This window comes from Gordonia sp. NPDC003429 (assembly GCF_053588575.1).
In genome coordinates this window covers 38,388-56,232 of sequence record NZ_JBSFQF010000009.1, presented here as the reverse complement: position 1 = coordinate 56,232, position 17,845 = coordinate 38,388, and the positions used below count along the sequence as shown (strand labels likewise).

General features: G+C 66.4%; 18 protein-coding genes. 4 read left to right on the top strand and 14 right to left on the bottom strand.

Annotated elements, in window-relative coordinates:
- Nucleotides 1-97: 97 nt before the first annotated feature.
- The 13 genes from ACWDSI_RS12640 to rplJ all read right to left on the bottom strand — a co-directional run bounded on the left by ACWDSI_RS12640 (nt 98) and on the right by rplJ (nt 12,865).
- Nucleotides 98-745, bottom strand: a complete 648-nt coding sequence (locus tag ACWDSI_RS12640) for a hypothetical protein (RefSeq protein ID WP_449756737.1) — start codon at nt 743-745, stop codon at nt 98-100.
- Nucleotides 746-808: 63 nt separating this feature from the next.
- The gene (locus ACWDSI_RS12635; RefSeq protein WP_449746711.1) at nt 809-2,080 is read right to left on the bottom strand and encodes an MCE family protein; all 1,272 of its coding nucleotides are present in this window, start codon (nt 2,078-2,080) and stop codon (nt 809-811) included.
- On the bottom strand, nt 2,077-3,399 hold the full coding sequence (locus ACWDSI_RS12630) for an MCE family protein (protein WP_449746712.1): 1,323 nt from the start codon (nt 3,397-3,399) through the stop codon (nt 2,077-2,079). The genes ACWDSI_RS12635 and ACWDSI_RS12630 overlap by 4 nt, the downstream gene beginning before the upstream one ends.
- Nucleotides 3,399-4,736, bottom strand: a complete 1,338-nt coding sequence (locus ACWDSI_RS12625; protein ID WP_449746713.1) for an MCE family protein — start codon at nt 4,734-4,736, stop codon at nt 3,399-3,401. The genes ACWDSI_RS12630 and ACWDSI_RS12625 overlap by 1 nt, the downstream gene beginning before the upstream one ends.
- Nucleotides 4,733-5,773, bottom strand: coding sequence for an MlaD family protein (locus ACWDSI_RS12620; RefSeq protein ID WP_449756736.1), 1,041 nt, complete (start codon nt 5,771-5,773; stop codon nt 4,733-4,735). The genes ACWDSI_RS12625 and ACWDSI_RS12620 overlap by 4 nt, the downstream gene beginning before the upstream one ends.
- A 2-nt stretch (nt 5,774-5,775) precedes the next feature.
- Complete coding sequence (locus tag ACWDSI_RS12615; RefSeq protein WP_449756735.1) at nt 5,776-6,855, bottom strand: MCE family protein; 1,080 nt, start codon at nt 6,853-6,855, stop codon at nt 5,776-5,778.
- Nucleotides 6,852-8,189 (bottom strand): MCE family protein, encoded by a 1,338-nt coding sequence (locus ACWDSI_RS12610; RefSeq protein WP_449756734.1) that lies wholly within the window; start codon nt 8,187-8,189, stop codon nt 6,852-6,854. Before ACWDSI_RS12610 ends, ACWDSI_RS12615 begins: the two co-directional genes overlap by 4 nt.
- Before the next feature lie 4 nt (nt 8,190-8,193).
- Entirely contained in the window at nt 8,194-9,066 is an 873-nt protein-coding gene (locus ACWDSI_RS12605) for an MlaE family ABC transporter permease (RefSeq protein ID WP_449746717.1), read from the bottom strand.
- Between the two features lies 1 nt (nt 9,067).
- Nucleotides 9,068-9,874, bottom strand: coding sequence for an MlaE family ABC transporter permease (locus tag ACWDSI_RS12600; protein ID WP_449746718.1), 807 nt, complete (start codon nt 9,872-9,874; stop codon nt 9,068-9,070).
- A gap of 2 nt (nt 9,875-9,876) precedes the next feature.
- The gene (locus tag ACWDSI_RS12595; protein ID WP_449746719.1) at nt 9,877-11,163 is read right to left on the bottom strand and encodes an ABC transporter ATP-binding protein; all 1,287 of its coding nucleotides are present in this window, start codon (nt 11,161-11,163) and stop codon (nt 9,877-9,879) included.
- Nucleotides 11,164-11,380: 217 nt separating this feature from the next.
- Entirely contained in the window at nt 11,381-11,563 is a 183-nt protein-coding gene (locus ACWDSI_RS12590) for a hypothetical protein (protein ID WP_449756733.1), read from the bottom strand.
- A 311-nt stretch (nt 11,564-11,874) separates the two neighbouring features.
- A complete protein-coding gene (gene rplL / locus ACWDSI_RS12585; RefSeq protein WP_449746720.1) occupies nt 11,875-12,267 on the bottom strand; it encodes a 50S ribosomal protein L7/L12 in 393 nt (130 codons plus the stop codon).
- Between the two features lie 73 nt (nt 12,268-12,340).
- The gene (gene rplJ, locus ACWDSI_RS12580) at nt 12,341-12,865 is read right to left on the bottom strand and encodes a 50S ribosomal protein L10 (protein ID WP_449746721.1); all 525 of its coding nucleotides are present in this window, start codon (nt 12,863-12,865) and stop codon (nt 12,341-12,343) included.
- Nucleotides 12,866-13,164: 299 nt separating this feature from the next.
- Here rplJ and ACWDSI_RS12575 point away from each other — a divergent pair, with 299 nt between their 5' ends.
- Together ACWDSI_RS12575 and ACWDSI_RS12570 are read left to right on the top strand one after the other, a co-directional pair.
- Nucleotides 13,165-14,370, top strand: a complete 1,206-nt coding sequence (locus ACWDSI_RS12575) for a glycoside hydrolase family 76 protein (protein WP_449756732.1) — start codon at nt 13,165-13,167, stop codon at nt 14,368-14,370.
- 226 nt (nt 14,371-14,596) lie between these two features.
- Entirely contained in the window at nt 14,597-16,618 is a 2,022-nt protein-coding gene (locus ACWDSI_RS12570) for a CocE/NonD family hydrolase (protein WP_449756731.1), read from the top strand.
- Here ACWDSI_RS12570 and ACWDSI_RS12565 read toward each other — a convergent pair.
- Nucleotides 16,590-16,817 (bottom strand): hypothetical protein, encoded by a 228-nt coding sequence (locus ACWDSI_RS12565; protein ID WP_449746724.1) that lies wholly within the window; start codon nt 16,815-16,817, stop codon nt 16,590-16,592. The two genes, ACWDSI_RS12570 and ACWDSI_RS12565, sit on opposite strands and share 29 nt — an antisense overlap.
- 194 nt (nt 16,818-17,011) lie before the next feature.
- Between ACWDSI_RS12565 and ACWDSI_RS12560 the strand changes: the two genes are divergently transcribed.
- Nucleotides 17,012-17,527: a TIGR04338 family metallohydrolase gene (locus ACWDSI_RS12560; RefSeq protein ID WP_449756730.1), complete on the top strand. Its 516-nt coding sequence runs from the start codon at nt 17,012-17,014 to the stop codon at nt 17,525-17,527.
- 99 nt (nt 17,528-17,626) lie between these two features.
- Nucleotides 17,627-17,845, top strand: a 219-nt coding sequence (locus ACWDSI_RS12555) for a hypothetical protein (protein ID WP_449756729.1), incomplete at its 3' end; no start/stop codon positions are given.

Sequence of the window (17,845 nt, the reverse complement as noted above, 5' to 3'; positions counted from 1 at the left end):
CACGCTCAACGGGATCCTGGGCACGCTCGACGGGGCGGGTATGGCCGGCAACGCGAGGCGTGTAGCCGGTCTTCTTACGGGGCGGACGGGCCATCGGTCAGCCACCGCCCTGGGTCGGAGCGGGCGACGTGCTCGGGTTCTGTCCGGTCTGTCCCGGGTCCTCGACACTGATTCCGTCGAGCGGCGAGATGTCGGAGGCCTTCCACGCGCCGTCGACCTTGGTCATCGTGACCGAGAACCCCATGGTCTGGGTCACCCCACCCTCGTTGGGCCGTTTGGCGGTGGCGTCGACGTACACCAGCACCTTGGCGGTGCCGCCGTCGGCGTCGACCTCGGTGGGAGCCGACCGCTTCAGCCGTGAGGTGAGCGACGCCGCCTGCGTTCCGGCCTGGGTGATCTGCTGATTGAGCGTGGTGACGTCCTGCGCGGTGATCTGTTCACGCGCCTTGCCGGTCAGCGAGGAGTCGACCCGACGCTTCCAGTCCGCGGTGTTCTTGGGGTCCACCGTGGTCACGTTCAGAATGGCCTGTTCGGCGCCCGCAACCGCGCCGTCACGCGCCGACTGGATGGGCTTCTGCACGAAGTACGCCTCGTACGCCCGGAAGCCGAAGAAGGCGACACACGCGGCGGCGGCGACGATCGCGACGATCGCGAGCACACCGGCGACGGTGTATCCACGACCACCACGGCCGGTCTCCGCGGCAGCCTCCGGACCGGGGCGCGCGGCAGTGTCAGTCTTGGTCATCGGCGGTCACTTTAGCGATCCGACCTGAGAGAGAGCCAATTCCGCTCTCTGCCAGCGTCGGACCTACCCCAATCCTCTTCCGAAGCCGCCCGGCTTCACCGGACGCACACCCATCAGATACGCCAACTGCGTCGCCAACGGATTCAGATTCAACTTGTCCGGGTCCTTCTTCGGCGTCGAATCCCACGGCTGGGGCGTATCCGGATTCGCATACTCCACCCGCTGCGCACTGCGCACACCCGTCGGATTGCCGAACGGCACCGTGCACGAAGCGTTGGCGTTGAACGGGAAATCGTCGTAGTTGATGTCGAACGTCGGATTCTTCCTCTTGATCTGCTCGATCATCTCGTACGTCGACCCGTACCCCCGCGTACACGCCGCCGGGTTGTTCGTCTCCAACACGACTCCGAAGTGAATCTGACCGTCACCGGGGGCCGGCGAGTGGCTGCCCGCCGACAGCGCCGACAGCATCGCGAAGGTCCCCGACGTCATGAATGCCGCCGGTTCGATGGTGTGGGCCACCTGCGAGAGCTGACCCACCACCTTCGCCAGATCCCCACCGTTCTTCTGGATCAGATTCGAGATCTGTGTCGCCGACGTCGTGCCCGTCGTCAGCAGGCGCCGCAGATCCGGATCCGACGACGCCAACGTCGCGGTGATCAGATCCAGACTCCGCGACCACGCCAGGATCTGATCCGACTGCGCCGCCTGCGTGGCCAACACCGAATCCGCACTGTTGATCAGCGAAATGGTCTCCGGCAACGAATCCACGCCCGCACGCGACAACTTCGACAACGAGTCGGTCAACCGCACCAGATTGTCTGCCTGACCGTTGAACGCCTTGCCCAGCTCGGTCACCACGGTGCGCAGATCGTCGATCGGGATCGACGACGTGAAATCCAGCGCCGACGCCACCACGTCCTCCAACGGCGGCGGCACCGACGTCCGCGTGATCACCGACCCGTCCGCCAGATACGGACCCGACGTCGTCTGCGGCTGCAGATCCACGAACTGCTCACCGATCGCCGACCGATTGGCCACCACCGCAACCGAATCCACCGGAATCTTCGGACCACCCGAGTTGAGCACCAACGGCACGTCCACACCCGACGACGTCAGCTTCATGTCCCCGACACGACCCGCCGGAATGCCCATGTAGGTCACCTCGGCGTTGGTGAAGATGCCCCCGGAATCCTTCATGGCCGCCGTCACCGTGTAGGTGCCGATCCCGGCCAGCTTGTCGAGGCGGGCGTACTTGGCACCCACGTACACGATGGCCAGAATGCCCACCACCGCGAACACGATCAGTTGAATCTTTGCGAGTCTGCTGATCATCGGCTGACCCCCAGAAGGCTCAGCGGACCGTCGAGGAACCGCTGGTCGTCGGACGCGGGCACGGGGATGTTCGCCGGCTTGGCGCTACCGGGCGCGGGCGCCGTCGCCGAGGCCGGGTAGGTACCACCCGACGGCGGCGTGTTGGGTCCCGGTTTCCAGTTGGGGCCCGGCGGCAGCAACGTGACCGTCGGCCACCCGTAGCGCGGCCCGTTGCCGTTGTAGTACGGGTTGCGCGGATTCACCGGAACCGAATGTCGCTGCGGCGGAGAATACTTCGGCGTCCCCTGACCGACACCGAGCGCTTCGAGCTGATTGAGGGTGCGCAGGTCGAGGGTCATGAACAGGTTGGTCGCATCACCCTGCGCCGCCGGCAGCAACCAGTCGGGGAACGGGTGGGTCAGCATCAGCGGCGCCGCCGTCACCAGATCGGGGGTGGCCTTGGCCAGTTCGGTCAGCACCGGGCGCAGGGCCTTGAGATCGGTCACCAGCGCGTCCCGTGACCGGGTGAGCACGTCGGTGCCCACCTGCCCGAGCGTGTCGAGCTTGGTCAGCAGGTCCACGAACTGCGGGCGCTGCTCCTCGAGCACCGCGACACCCGCGGGCAACTCCTTGAGAATCCGGTCGATCTGCACGGTCTGCTTGGCCGCCCTGGCGGAAAGCTGATCGAGTCCGTCGATGGCCGCGATGATGTCGTCACGCTGTCGGTTGAGCCCGGCCATCAGGTCGCTGGCGCTGCGCAGGAGCTGATTCACGTTGCCCGCACGCGACCCGCCGAGAGCCTTGTTCAGCTCGGTGACGATCGGTTCGAGCTGGTTGATCCCGCCGCCGTTGAGCAGCATCGCGAGCGCGCCGAGCACCTGCTCGATGTCGGTGGCCGTGCGGGTGCGTGCCAGCGGGATGGGCATCGCCGGGTTCTGTTTGGGCAGCGATTCGCTGTTCTTCGGCTCGTCGAGTGCGACGAACTTCTCCCCCAGCAGCGACGTCTGCTGCACCGCCGCCGTCGCCTGATCCGACAGATCCACGGCGCCCTTCACCTCGACGGTGACCAGCGCGTACCACTCGTTGTCGGGGACCTCGACCTTGGTGACGCGACCCACCGGGATGCCACCCTGCTTCACCACCGACTGGGGCACCAGGTCGAGGATGTTGGCGAACTGGATCTTGTAGGTGCGCGGATTGTCGCCGGTGTCCACGCCTCCGGGCAGTGGGATGGACTGCAGGCCGTTGCTACCGCAACCGGCCACCGTCACGGCGGCGGCCAGCGCCACCAGCACGGCCACCAGGCGCACCCACGCGGTCCCTCGAACGCGGCGCGTCATCAGTTGCCTCCCCGCGGCTGGGCCGACGGCTTCGGCGATGCGGACGGCTTCGGTGCCGCGGACGGTTTCGGGGTGGTTGCCGGTCCCGGGTTCAGCTGCGGGTCCGGGGTACCGGGCACGGTGCCCGGCACCGGGTATCTCTGCAGCTTGTTGTTGCTCATGATGCCGAACGGCAGCACCGGCAGCAGCGGTTCGAGCACACCCTCGGTGATCTGCCCGGCGATACCGGCGCACGCGTTGATGAGGGGTTTGAGGGTGTCGCTGAACTGGTCGGCGGCCGGGTTGCCCGGCAGCAGCGACCCGAGATCGAGGAACTTGCACCCCGAGGCGAGCGGGTCCTGCAGGTCCGGGATGGTCAGCCGCATCGCCAGCGTGCCCGACTCGGCGTCGTAGGCGTTGATGAGGTTGTTGATGGTCAGCGGCAGCACCGTCAGGGTCTCCTTGAGACTCTGCTGCGTGTTGACCAGCGCCTGGGTGGTCGGCTGCAGATCCTTGAGCGTCTGCCCCAACTGCTCACGGTTGTCGGAGATGAAGGTGGCCACGTCGCCCAGCGCGATCGACAGCTTGTTCAGCGCCGCCGACAACTGCTGGCGTTCGCCGGCCAAGAACGTGGTGAACGACGCCATCTGGTTGTTGAACTGGCGCACCTGCGCGTCGTTCTCCTCGAGCGCCCCGACGAACACGTTGAGGTTCTTGATGGTGTCGACGAGGTTGCCGCGCGAATCCGACAACGTGGTGGAGGCCTTCGATAAGTTCTCGATCGCCGACCCCAGCTTCTCGCCGTTGCCCTGCAGATTCTGCGCGCCGACCGCGACCAGGTCGCTGACCGCGCCGTCCTTGTTGGCGCCCTGCGGCCCCAACGCGTCGGAGAGCTTCTTCACGCTGGCGTAGACCTGATCGACCTCGACCGGCACCATCGTCTGGTCCTTGGTCAGGGTGATCTCACGCGACGCCTTGGGTCCCCCCGAATACGCCGGGGTCAGCTGCACGTAACGGTCGGCGACCACCGACGGGATCACCTGCACCGCACGCACATCGGCGGGCAGGGTGACGCCGCGGTCGACGGTCATGGTGACCTTGACGGTCTGGCCGTCGGGGGTCACCTTGTCCACCTTGCCGACGGGCACGCCGAGCACCCGCACATCGGATCCCTCGTAGATGCCCACGGAGCGGGCGAAGGTCGCGGTGATCTTGGTGGTGCCGGTTGCCGCATACACCCACCACAGCGCCCCCGCGACGATCAGCGCCAGGATCAGGCCGATGACGCCGAACACGATGTGGCGCGGGGTGAACCAGCGTCCCGGGCCGGAGGTGTTGGTGAGATCCGGGGCGGTCATCCGGTTGCCTCCGTTCCACCTTGGTTCTGGTTCGCCGTCTTGTTCGGCGGCCGCGTCGTGTTCTGCTGCGGCAGGGCCGGTGGCAGGAGGTTGGTCACCACGGACTCGAACCAGCGGCCGTTGCCGAGCACGTTGGCGTAGAGCCGGTAGAACGGCGCCATGTAGGTGATGGTCTGCTGCAGGTTCTGATTCTGTTCCTGCAGTAGCTGATTGACACCCTTGAGTGACTGCAGCGCCGGCCCGATCTGCGCCTGGTTGTCGGCGACGATGCCGCTCAACGAGGTGCTCAGCGTCGTGGTGGTCCGCAACAGCGCCGCGATGGACTTCTGCCGGTTGTTGAGCTCGTCGAGCAACTGGCCGGCCCCGGCGATGAGCTTGACGAACTCCTGGTTGCGGTCGGCGAGGATCTTCGAGGTGCTCTTCGTGGCGAGGAGCAGCTTCTGTACTTCCTGATCGCGGCTGGCGATGGTGTTCGACAACCGGGAAATGCCGTCGAGTGCGGGTCCCACGTCGCCCGCGGTGCCCGAGAACGTGTCCGAGAGCGTCTGCATCGACGTGGCGAGCTGTTTGGTGTCGAGCGTCTCGATCGAATCCGCGGCGTCGGAGAACGCCTCGATCACGTCGTAGGGCGACACCGTGTCGGTGAGCGCGACGTTGGGGTTGGCGGGTTCGCTGCCCCGCGGATTGAGCGCGAGGTACTTCTGGCCGAGGATCGTCTTGATCTGGATCGATGCCTGCGTCTGATTACCGATCCAGGTGTTGGTCACCCGGAAGCCGACGTCGACGCGGTTGCCGTCGAGTTCCACCGAATCGACCTCACCGACCTTGACCCCGGCGACGCGGACCTCCGACCCCTTCACCAGTCCGGCGGCCTCGGTGAACGTGGCGGTGTACCGCGCGGCGGCCCCGAGCAGCGGCAGCGACGTCAGATAGAACGACGAGATGGCGAGCATGAGGATCACCAAGACGCCGATCGCGCCGATGCTCACCGGGCTGCGGTGCCCGCCGAACCGTTTGTGGTGTGGTTTGTCGGCCATGCTCACCCCCCTGGCTTGTTGTCTTTCCAGCAGCGGGATGCCGCGCTGGTGTAGAGCACATGATTGATGTAGGGCAGCGGCACCAGCGGCTGCGTCAGCAGTGTCGACTTGCCGTTGCCGGCCACCACGTCGATGCCGCACAGATAGAACTGGAACCAGGACCCGAAGGTGGCGGCCCGGCCGATCTTCTGGAGCTTGACCGGCAGGTTGGTCAGGATCTGGGCCACGTCACCGCGACGCGCGTTCACCTGGTCGGCGAGCTGTTTGAGTCCGGCGATGTCGCCCTGGATCGCCGGGCGCGTCGGGGTCAGGATCGAGGAGGTCACCGCGGTCAGATTGGACACCGATGTGATCGCCGACCCCACCGAATTGCGTTGCGCCGCAAGCCCGGTGACCAGCTGCTCGGTGTTGTCGAGCAGTGCGGTGAAGTTCTCGTCGTTGCGGTTGACCGTGTCGAGCACCTTGGTCAGGTTGGTGATCAGATCCCCGATGACCGCATCCTTGTCGGCGATCGCGTTGGTCAGGTCGGCGGTGTTGGAGAGCAGTTCGGTGACCGAGGTCTGCTCACCCTGGAACACCTGGATGATCTCGTTGGAGAGCTTGTTGACGTCGTCGGCCGACAACTCCCGGAACAGCGGCTTGAAGCCGTTGAACAGTTCGGTGAGGTTCACCGCGGGATGGGTGTCGGTGCTGCCGGGTTCCGCGCCGAACGTGTAGCCGGGTTTGACCGTCTGGGACGGGTCACCCGCACCCTTCTCCAGCGCCACATAACGCAGGCCGGTGAGGTTGCGGTACCGGATGTAGATCTGGGTGCCCTCGGGCAGGTCACGGTTCACGCTGAAGTCGACCTTCGCGCGATTCTTGTCGTACACGGCCACGTCGGACACCTGACCGACGCGCACACCGGCGATGCGCACGTCGTCGCCCTTGTTGAGCAGCGACGCGTCGGAGAAGATCGCCGTGTAGTCCTTGCCGCCGCCACCACCGACGTTGGCGATGGTCAGCGCGAGCAGGCCGGTCGCCACGACGGTGATCACGGCGAAGATGATCAGCTTGATCAGCGGTCCGCGGATCGAGGTCATTTGATGTGCACCTCCGCCCCCTGCAGCGGTGCGCCACCGATCATGGTGACCCAGGTGGGCACGTCTTCGGGGTTGACCCCGCTCGCCGCGCCGTAGATCACCTTGAGCTGGTCACGGTAGGTGGGGTCATCGAACGAGTTGGCCCGGATGACACCCACCGGGGTGCGGGTGAACTGCGGCTGCGGCAGTTTCGGCACACTGGTCGGTCCCGCATTGCGCGACGGAGGCTGGTAGGAACCGTCGGCGAGGCCGCCGCCGGGATACTGCGGGAACGGCCGGCCGTCGGTCGGCGGTTCGTAGCACACCGCGGGCGGGTCGGTGTCGAAGAAACGTGGCTCGTCCTGGTTGGGCAGATACCGCCCGCGCGGGTTGACGAACTGCAGGTTCACCCGCACACCCGGGTTCTTGGTGCCCACACCGACAATGTTCTTCGACTCCGGGATCAGGGTGGCGAAATTGTGGAAGGTACAGGTGAAGGTCGGCGACTGCTTGGCCAGTCCCACCAGGAAGGGCTCGGAATCGACGACGAGATTCACCAGGTTGTTGCCATTGCGCTGCAACCACTGCGTGGTGTCGGTGGCGGCGACGCCGACCGTGGAGATCAACGTCCGCAGGTCCTGCTGGCGCTCGACGATGGTGGCGTTGGTCGTCCGGAGGTTGTCGAGCGCGTCGACGACGTCGGGCAGCGCCTGCGAGTAGGTCTGCGAGAAGGACGCCAAACCCTGCAGCGTGCCCTCGAGCGCGTCGAGATTCTGCTTCTCGGCGAGCCGGGAGAAGATCGTGTTGAGGTCTTCGAGGGTCGTGCCGATCTGGTCGCCGCGACCCGACAGTGCCTGCGACAACGAGGTGAGGGTGACGTTGAGGTCCTGCGGGGGGATCGCCTGCAGCACCGGCAGCAAGCGGTCGAGCAGGTCCTGGACCTCTTTGGCGTTGCCGCTCTTGTCGGTCTCGATGGTCGCACCGTTGGTCAGCGTCGGTCCCGACCAGTCCGTCGGCACCTGCAGCGCCACGTAGCGTTCGCCGAACAGCGTCTTGGGCAGGATACGCGCGGTGGTGTCGACGGGCAGCTGATCGGCCATGTCGGGATTGAGTCCGAGGGTGACGTCGACGCTGCCGTCGGGCGCCGGATGGACCGACCGCACCTCCCCCACGATCACGCCGCGCGCCTTCACATCCGCGTTGGCCGGCAACGCGTTTCCGACGGAATCCGTCTTGAGGGTGACGTCGGTGAACGTCGTGAAATCCTTGTTGAACTTCATGATCGTGACGGCCAGAAACAGCGCGACCACGATGAAGAACACCAGACCGAGCAGTCTGGTCCGCAGCGTGCTCATCGGGTCAACCCCCCACTCGCACGGTGGTGGTGGTGCCCCAGATGGCCAGGCCCAGGAAGAAGTCGAGGACCGCGATCAACACCAGCGCCGCTCGGACGGCGTGTCCGACGGCCACGCCGACGCCCGCGGGGCCGCCCGACGCGTAGTAGCCGTAATAGCAGTGCACCAGGATGATCACGAACGCGAACACCAGCACCTTACCGAAGGACCACAGCACGTCCGCCGGTGGCAGGAAGAGGTTGAAGTAGTGGTCGTAGGACCCGCCGGACTGCCCGTTGAACACGGTGGTGACCACACGCGAGGCCAGATACGCCGACAGCAGACCGAGGACGTAGAGCGGGATGACCGCGATGAAACCGGCGATCACACGTGTCGAGACGAGGAACGGGATCGAGGGCACCGCCATCGATTCCAGCGCGTCGATCTCCTCGGAGATGCGCATCGCGCCGAGCTGGGCGGTGAAACCGCAACCCACCGTTGCCGACAACGCCAGCCCGGCAACCAGCGGCGCCACCTCACGGGTGTTCACATACGCCGACAGGAAGCCGGTGAGTACCTGCGAGCCGATCTGGTCGAGCGCGGCGTAGCCCTGCAGACCGACGACGACGCCGGTGAATCCCGACATCAGCACCATCACACCGACCGTGCCGCCGATCACCGCGAGACCACCCGAGCCGAAGGCGACCTCGGCGAGCAGACGCAGCACCTCGCGGGTGTAGTGGATCAGGGTGCGCGGAATCCAGGCCAGGGTGCGGCCGTAGAACGACATCTGTTCGCCCGCGCCGTCGAGAATCTTCAGCGGCTTCCCGAGCTGCTTGCGCGCCTCGTACGCGATGTATTCCGGACGGCTCTTGGAGATCGTCACGCCACCGGCCATGTCAGCTCCCCTTCGCCGGGACGATCTGCAGGTAGACCGCAGTGATGATCAGGTTGGCCAGAAACAGCAGCAGGAAGGTGATGACCACACCCTGGTTGACCGCGTCGCCCACACCCTTCGGACCACCCTTGGGGGTGAGTCCCTTGTAGGCCGCGATCACACCGGCCAGCACACCGAACACGGCCGCCTTGAACAACGACACCCACAGGTCGGGAAGCTGGGCGAGCGCGCCGAACGACGCCAGGTAGGCGCCCGGGGTGCCGCCCTGCACCACGACGTTGAAGAAGTAGCCGCCCGCGATACCGACCACCGCGACCAGGCCGTTGAGCAGGATGGCCACCAGCACCATCGCGAGCACACGAGGCACCACCAGGCGCTGGATGGGGTTGATGCCCAGCACCTCCATCGCGTCGATCTCCTCGCGGATGGTGCGCGAGCCCAGGTCGGCGGCCACCGCCGACCCCGCCGCACCGGCGATCAGCAGGGACGTCACCAGTGGGGAACCCTGCTGGATCACCACCAGCACGCTGGCCGCACCCGTGTATGACTCGGCACCGAGCTGTTTGATCAGCGAGCCGGTCTGCAGCGACACGATCGCACCGAACGGGATCGCGATCAGCGCGGTCGGCAGGATCGTCACGCTGGCGATGAACCACGCCTGCTGGAGGAATTCACGCCACTGGAATGGGCGCACAAAGGTCTGTCGCGCGACATCGACGAACAGTTGGACGATGTTGCCCGTCTGGGCCAGTGCACTCGTCCCTGCCTGTGCGACCTTGTCGACGCCACGCGTGGTGGCATTCGGCATACCTACGCGCCCCCGGTGTGGTGGCGTCCCCCACCCTCACCACGACCGGTGTCGATGGGCTGGGTGGCGGAACTGTCGGGGGTGGCCCACTCCTGGGTGGGTGCATTGTCCCCGGCGTAGTCACGATTGGCGGCCTGGTCGTGACCGTCGTCCCCGTACCCGTGATATCCGTCGCCGTGATCGATGACGTCGGTGGAGGTGTCCACCATGACGCTCTCGGTGCCGACCATCGCGCCGCCGTCGGTGTCGGTCCATTCGACGCCCTCGGTGTTGGCGGCGTGGGCGCGCGCCTCCTCGCGGATCTGGTCCTCGGCGTCCATCGACTCGCGGATGGCGCGCTGCGCGTTCTCCGGCAATTCGGGCAGCAACTCCAGCACACGTTTGCGGTGTCGTGCGACCGCCTTGCGTTCGGGCATACCGGGATTGGGCTGCACCTGCGGGATGATCTCGGTGAAGTCGTCCTTGGTGCCGCCGCCGGAGATACCCGCGGCCTGCATCGCCGCCTCCTGCGCGGCAACGGCCTCGTCCTTCTCCTCCGACATGCCGATCGGACCGAAGCGGTCGCCGGAGAGGAACTGCTTGACGACGGGCTGCTCGGAGGTCAGCAGTTGCTCGCGGGGCCCGAACATGACGAGTTCCTTGCGGAACAGCATGCCGATGTTGTCCGGGATGGTCCGGGCGATGTTGATGTTGTGGGTCACGATGAGGATCGTCGCGTCGATCTGGGAGTTGATGTCGATCAGCAGCTGCGAGATGTATGCGGTGCGGACCGGGTCGAGGCCGGAGTCGGGCTCGTCGCACAGGATGATCTGCGGGTCGAGGACCAGCGCGCGGGCCAGGCCGGCGCGCTTGCGCATACCGCCGGAGATCTCGCCGGGGAGTTTGTCCTCGGCGCCCGCCAGACCGACGAGGTCGATCTTCTCCATCACGATGCTGCGGACCTCGTCCTCCTTCTTCTTCGTGTGCTCACGAAGCGGGAAGGCGATGTTGTCGTAGAGGCTCATCGACCCGAAGAGCGCGCCGTCCTGGAACAGCACACCGAACAGTTTGCGGATCTCGTAGAGTTCCTTGGCCGAACACTGGGTGATGTCGGTGCCGTCGATGACCACCGACCCCTGCTCGGGATGCAGCAGGCCGATCAGGGTCTTGAGGAACACCGACTTGCCGGTACCCGACGGACCCAGCAGGGCCGACACCTCGCCCGCGGGAAGAGTCAGAGTGACATCGCGCCAAATGTTCTGCGAACCGAACGACTTGGTAAGCCCCTCGACGCTGACCTCAACACCCACGAAATCTCCTCCAGAACTCTGCCCCGACGTGCGCCGCACCGCATCCGACCACCCGCGCGACCCCCGACAGCTGATGTGGTTGGGGTCACTCTAGCCGACGCCGAGCAGTCGACACACCACACCGGGCGTTTTGCGTTTCCGCACAACTACCCCGCAGTAACTTCGGCGCTTGCTGAGAGTAGCCGATGCCACCGGGGTAGCAAAAGTGCGGTGCGCATCACATGTCGAGCGTGCCCGGATCCGGGTCGAGCGTGCCCAGATCCGCGTTGAGCGTGCCCAGATCGCCGTCGAGCGTGCCCAGATCGCCGTCGAGCGTGCCCAGATCCGCGTTGAGCGTGCCCAGATCCGCGTTGAGCGTGCCCAGATCGCCGTCGAGCGTGCCCGCGGGTGGTTTCGACAAGCTCAACCAGCGAACGGCGCGCTCAACCAGCGGATGGTTTCGACAAGCTCAACCAGCGAACGGCGCGCTCAACCAGCGGATGGTTTCGACAAGCTCAACCAGCGGGCGGCACGCTCAACCAGTGGGTGGTTTCGACAAGCTCAACCAGCGGGCGGCGCGCTCAACCATCGGGTGGCGCTCAACCAGCGGGCGTCGGGCACGCTCAACCAGCGAACGGCGCGCCCAACCAGCGGGCGTCGGGCGCGCTCAACGCAAAGGAGCCCGGGACAGACATGCTGTCCCGGGCTCCTTCGGTCGTCGTGTAAGAAGACTTACTTGACGGAGACCTTGGCGCCGGCCTCTTCGAGCTTGGTCTTGGCGGCCTCGGCGGCCTCCTTGTCGACCTTCTCCAGCAGGGCCTTCGGAGCGCTCTCGACGAGGTCCTTGGCTTCCTTGAGGCCGAGGCCCGAGACGATCTCGCGCACGACCTTGATCACCTGGATCTTCTTGTCGCCCGCGCCCTCGAGCACGACGTCGAACTCGTCCTGCTCGGCGGCGGCCTCAGCGGCACCACCGGCAGCCGGAGCACCGGCAGCGGCAACGGCGACCGGAGCGGCCGCGGTGACCTCGAAGACCTCTTCGAACTTCTTCACGAAATCGCTGAGCTCCAGCAGGGTCAGTTCCTTGAACTGATCGATGAGCTCGTCAGCGGTGAGCTTCGCCATGATGGCGTCCTTCCTGTCAGTCCCCTTGCGGGGGGTTGGGTGTCATCCCGCAAGTGGGGATAGCTTGTGCGGCTTATTCGCCGGCTTCGGTTTTCTTCTCCTGCAGGGCCGCGGCCAGGCGCGCCACCTGCGAAGCCGGCTGGTTGAACAGTCCGGCAGCCTTTGCCAAGTTGCCCTTCATGGCACCGGCGAGCTTGGCCAACAGAACCTCACGGGTCTCAAGGTCGGCGATCTGCTCGATCTCCGCCACGGACAGCGGCTTGCCGTCCATGTATCCGCCCTTGATGACCAGCGCTTTGTTGTCCTTGGCGAAGTTCTTGATCGCCTTCGCGGCCACCACCGGCTCGCCCTCGATGAAGGCGATAGCGGTCGGACCGGTGAACAGCTCGTCGAGCCCTGCCACGCCCGCCTTCTCGGCGGCACGCTTCACCAGGGTGTTCTTGGCGACGGAGTAGGTTGCACCCTCACCGAGGGAGCGTCGCAGTTCGGTGATCTGGCTGACGGACAGTCCACGGTATTCCGTGACGACCGTTGCCGTTGCGCCCTCGAACTGCTCTGCGATCTCCGCAACTGCGGAAACCTTGTCGGACTTGGCCATACTTCGCCTCCTTCCTCATCACTAGAGTTGGTCGTGTTCGACGCAGAGGCGCGGATCCGCACGCTGTGCAGCGGTCGCGAAGGGGCCGGAGATGACGAACGCCCCGGCACGCAGAAGGCACGGGGCGTAGTACGAGCGCACATGTAGGCGCCGCTATTCCTCGTTCTCCCTGCGTGGGTCGCCGACATCTCGTCGTCCTTCGATCGGGATCGCTCCCGATGACCAACGGTCTCTGGTTGAACCGATACGACATGCGCGCTTCGCACTCATGTCACACCAAGGCAATAGGCTACCCGACCATGGGTTACGCCTCCAAATCCGCGCCCGGAGCCCCCGACGATCCCCGCTCCCCCAACGAGCGGGCCGCGATCGCCGCCGACGCGGTCCTGCGCCGCCACCTGCGCACTGCGTGGTGGATTCCCGGCACCCGGCTCGCGTCCATCGCCTGGCCGCTGGGCCATCTGCCGTTGGAGATCGTCCGCAGCCGCTTCGGATTCTGGCACTACTGGTGGCACGCCCACCTGCTCGACCTGATCACCGACGCCGCCATCCACCGCCCGACAGACAACACCGACTACGACTCCGCCCTGGCCGGCACCGCCACCCGCCTGCTGCGCGGCATCCGCATCCGCAATCTCTGGCGCTGGACCAACAACTATTACGACGACATGGCCTGGCTGGGACTGGCCATCGAACGCGCCGACCGTCACCTTTCACTGCACCACGCCCGTGCGCTGCGCACACTCGCCGGCCGCATGTACCGCGCGTGGGAGCCCGAGAAGGGCGGCGGCATCCCGTGGCGGACGGTCGACACGTTCTTCAACGCCCCCGCCAACGGACCCGCGGCGATCCTGCTCGCCCGCGCCGGACATCCCGACCGCGCGCTGGCCATGTGCGAGTGGATGGATGCCCACCTCGTCGACCCGGAGTCACACCTGGTGATCGACGGCATCAAACCCGACGGGCCCGGCACATTCACGCGCGTCACCGCGATCTACACCTACTGCCAGGGAGTCGTGCTCGGCGCCGAACTCGAAGCGTTGCGCCATACCGGCGACACCGTCCATCTCGACCGCATCGAGCGCCTGCTCACGGCCGTCGAGGCGCACGAATGCCCGGGCGGCATCATCCGCGGTCAGGGCGGCGGCGACGGTGGCCTCTTCATGGGGGTGTTGGCCCGATATCTGGCGCTGGTGGCCACCGACCTGCCCGCGGGGCTCCCCGGAGCCGACGACGTCCGACGCCGTGCCGCGCACCTCGTCCTCACCAGCGCCGACGCGGCCTGGGCGACGCGCGCCACCGACGGGGAGCACGTCGTGTTCAGTGCCGACTGGCACGAATCCGCGCGCATGCCCACCCGCGCCGGCAAGGAGGCGTCGTTCGTCGGCGGGGCCGTGAATTCATCCGAGGTACCCGAACGGGATCTGTCGGTGCAGTTGTCGGCGTGGATGGTGCTCGAGGCGGCTGCCGCCGTCGACCTGAACCTGCCCGAGCACCGGGGCTGAAGAGCGGGATCATGGTGTGAGGTTCCTCACCTAATCGATTCCACACGGTTAGCAATCCGATATGTGGGGTGAGCTATTCTCAATCGGCGGAGTGACCCGGGACACATTATTCTTCGAGTTTCGTGTCACTCCGACCAACCACGACGGGGTGTAGGGGCAGGCGGACGATCCCTCGAGCAGGGACAGACGTCGCTTGTGGCCGATTACCCCAGGCAGGTGATGCACCATGGCGTTCCAGATCGGTCTACCCCAGCCGAGCCCCTTGTCGCCCTCGCGCGCACGTCGCCAGGGTCTCGACGGCCCACATTTCGGCACGCTGCCATTCGGCGACCCGACGGGTGGCGCCGACGGGATGCGCTGGCGCGACCAGGTCGACGGCGAACTCCTGTATCCCAAGGTGACCATCGACCGGAACGTCTCGATCACGATGAGCGACGGGGTTCGGCTCGCCGCGACGGTGGTCCGACCTGCCACGCGCTTCGGGAAGACGGTCGAGACCCCCTATCCGGCCATCGTCAACATCAACCCGTACAACCGGGCCGCCATCGACTTCATCGACACCACCATGCACGCACCGGTGCTCGGCACCGCGGTACGCGCGGCATCACGGTCGGTCGACGCATCCGGGACCGCACTCGAAGGTCTCACCAACCTCACCGCGACGCTGGCCGGCGGCGTCCTCGACGTGTTCGGCATCAACCGCAACCTGGTGCGCAGCGGATACGTCCAGGTGATCGTCGACGTGCGCGGAACCGGCGCCAGCCGCGGCAAGTGGGAGATCCTCGGAGCGCGCGAACAGCAGGATTCGGTGGAGATCATCGACTGGGTGGCCGATCAGCAGTGGTGCGACGGGGCCGTCGGCCTGGCCGGGTGGTCGTACTCGGCGATCAACTCGCTGCAGGCCGCCGATAAGCGACCCGCGCAACTCGGAGCGGTCTTCGCGGTCGAGGGCTGCGATGACATCGTCCGCGACATCTACATCACCGGCGGGATGCCGTCGGCGTTCATCCCGGCATGGCTGTCGGTGGTCAACGTGCTCAAGTGGGTGCCGAATCCGTCGACGGTACTGCAGGATGTGTTGCGCGGCAACGCCTTCGGCTGGCTGCGCGACCGCCTGGCCTCCCCCGCCACCGAACTGCCGTCGTTGTTGTGGGGCTTTCTCACCGCTCGCGACGACCGCATCTTCGACGACCCCTACTTCGATGAACGCGATCCCCGGATCGACCGGATCGAGGTGCCCACGTTCACCGTGGGCGCCTGGCACGACCTTTTCGGCCGCAGCGCCACCGGCATCTACGAGCGTCTGCAGCTCGACCCGGGCCGCAAGCAGATGATCGTCGGCGACGGCTACCACTTCGACGCCGGGTCGGGATACGGCGGGCCGTTCGCCCCGCCCCGCCTCGACGTGCTCGAACGCGCCTGGTTCGACCGATGGCTCAAGGGACAGCGCAACGGCGTCGAGTTCTACGGCCCGGTCACGATGCGGCAGCAGGGCGGCACCTGGACCGCGGGCACCGAGTACCCACGACCGGGCGTCTCACCGCGGCGTCTCTACCTCGTCGACGAGGAGTCGCAGACGGCGCCGCACTGCGTCCACGACGGGGCGCTGCGCGGCTCCCCCGAGGGCGAGTACGCGTCGCTGCATATCCGACCGGACGTGCGCGGGTTGATCTCGCGCGACATGACGCAGGTGACCGCCGGCGCCACGTCGGCGCTGGGGCCGCATTTCGGATTCGACGCGCGCTTCCAGGAACGCGGGGCGCTCTCGTTCACCAGCGCACCGGTCGAGGAGTCGACGTCGATCAGTGGCGCGATGAATCTGCGGCTCAACGTGGCCACCACTGCGCATGAAGCGATCTGGGCGGTCACGATCAACGACGTGGCACCCGACGGCACGTCGCGCGTGCTGACCAACGGGGCGCTGTCGTCGTCGAATCGGGCGCTGGACCCGAGCAAGTCGACCTACGCGTCCGACGGCAGCCTGGTGAGCGCGCATCACTATCTCTCACGCAAACGCAAACTGCCCGTACCCGCCGACGTCCCGGTGCGCATCGACGTCGACCTCGTGCCGACCGACGCCGTCCTCGAACCCGGGCACCGACTGCGGGTCGACGTGTACGCGGCGAGCTTTCCCCGCTACCTCACCGTGGTGCCCGACCTGATCAAGGCGCGCGGGCGTAAGCAACGCCTCGTCCTCGACCCCGCGCACCCGAGCTACCTCACCTTCCAATCGAGCGGCGCCATCTGACCGACCCGCCGCCTTGGTCGAGCGTGCCCACATCTCCGTCGAGCGTGCCCACATCTCCGTCGACCGTGCCCACATCTCCGTCGAGCGTGCCCACATCCGTGTTGAGCGTGCCCACAACCAAGTCGACCGTGCCCAGATCTGCGTCGATCGTGTCCGCAAGCGGGTCTAGCGTGCCCACAACCGAGTCGACCGTGCCCACAACCGAGTCGAGTGTGCCCACAACCGAGTCGAGTGTGCCCACCGGGTGGTTTCGATGAACTCAACCAGCGTGCGCCTGCTGATCGAGCGACCCCCCGCTGATCGAGCGACCCCCCGCTGATCGAGCTTGTCGAGATCACCCCCCTGTGAACAGTCCCGCCGACCGCGCCGCGCCCAGAGCTAGCATCGGCAACGATGAACGACGTCCCCCGGCCGCGCGATACCGGCCGCACCCGGTTCTACGAGGCCGAGCGAATGGCGATGCGCTTGTTCGAAGGAGCCGGGGCCGGACGCACCGTCCGACTGGCCGGCACCGAACTGACACTGCCGGTCGAGGTGGTGTTCGGCTCGGTGACCTCCGTGCGCGACTACGTGTCGCGGGTACTCGCGATGCCTGTTGTCGTGCAAAGGTTTTCGTGCGCCACACATCCGGTGTCGGTCCGCACGCGCAGAGGGCACCGGGCGGCGGAGTACCGCCCGGCAGGCCCGGCGCGACGCACCGCCGAAATCGCCATCCCAGAATCCTCCGAGGGGCGGTGGGCACTGCGCGAGCTCGTGGTGCTGCATGAGATCGCGCATCACCTCGACGACTCGACAGGCCCAGCCCACGGCCGAGGATTCGCGTTCACGCTCACCGACCTCGTCGGGCTCGTCCTGGGCGCCGAGGCCGAGTTCGTCTATCGGGTACTGCTCGCCGACTCCGGGGTGTGATCTCGACAAGCTCGATCAGCAGAAGCACCGCTCGATCAGCAGAAGCACGGCTCGAACAGCGGGAGGCCTACCGCTGGTTGAGCTTGTCGAAACCACCCGGTGGACACGCTCGACGCAGATCTGGACACGCTCGACCCGCTTGCGGACACGCTCAACGCAGATCTGGGCACGCTCGACCCGCTTGCGGGCACGCTCGACGCAGATCTGGACACGCTCGAGCCCGATCTGGGCACGCTCGACCCGCTTGCGGGCACGCTCGACGCAGATCTGGACACGCTCGACGCAGATCTGGGCACGCTCGACCCGCTTGCGGGCACG

Coding starts and splice junctions, on each gene's coding strand:
- ACWDSI_RS12640 (WP_449756737.1), bottom strand. CDS start 745: ATGACCAAGACTGACACTGCCGCGCGCCCCGGTCCGGAGGCTGCCGCG.
- ACWDSI_RS12635 (WP_449746711.1), bottom strand. CDS start 2,080: ATGATCAGCAGACTCGCAAAGATTCAACTGATCGTGTTCGCGGTGGTG.
- ACWDSI_RS12630 (WP_449746712.1), bottom strand. CDS start 3,399: ATGACGCGCCGCGTTCGAGGGACCGCGTGGGTGCGCCTGGTGGCCGTG.
- ACWDSI_RS12625 (WP_449746713.1), bottom strand. CDS start 4,736: ATGACCGCCCCGGATCTCACCAACACCTCCGGCCCGGGACGCTGGTTC.
- ACWDSI_RS12620 (WP_449756736.1), bottom strand. CDS start 5,773: ATGGCCGACAAACCACACCACAAACGGTTCGGCGGGCACCGCAGCCCG.
- ACWDSI_RS12615 (WP_449756735.1), bottom strand. CDS start 6,855: ATGACCTCGATCCGCGGACCGCTGATCAAGCTGATCATCTTCGCCGTG.
- ACWDSI_RS12610 (WP_449756734.1), bottom strand. CDS start 8,189: ATGAGCACGCTGCGGACCAGACTGCTCGGTCTGGTGTTCTTCATCGTG.
- ACWDSI_RS12605 (WP_449746717.1), bottom strand. CDS start 9,066: ATGGCCGGTGGCGTGACGATCTCCAAGAGCCGTCCGGAATACATCGCG.
- ACWDSI_RS12600 (WP_449746718.1), bottom strand. CDS start 9,874: ATGCCGAATGCCACCACGCGTGGCGTCGACAAGGTCGCACAGGCAGGG.
- rplL (WP_449746720.1), bottom strand. CDS start 12,267: ATGGCGAAGCTCACCGCTGACGAGCTCATCGATCAGTTCAAGGAACTG.
- rplJ (WP_449746721.1), bottom strand. CDS start 12,865: ATGGCCAAGTCCGACAAGGTTTCCGCAGTTGCGGAGATCGCAGAGCAG.
- ACWDSI_RS12575 (WP_449756732.1), top strand. CDS start 13,165: ATGGGTTACGCCTCCAAATCCGCGCCCGGAGCCCCCGACGATCCCCGC.
- ACWDSI_RS12570 (WP_449756731.1), top strand. CDS start 14,597: ATGGCGTTCCAGATCGGTCTACCCCAGCCGAGCCCCTTGTCGCCCTCG.
- ACWDSI_RS12560 (WP_449756730.1), top strand. CDS start 17,012: ATGAACGACGTCCCCCGGCCGCGCGATACCGGCCGCACCCGGTTCTAC.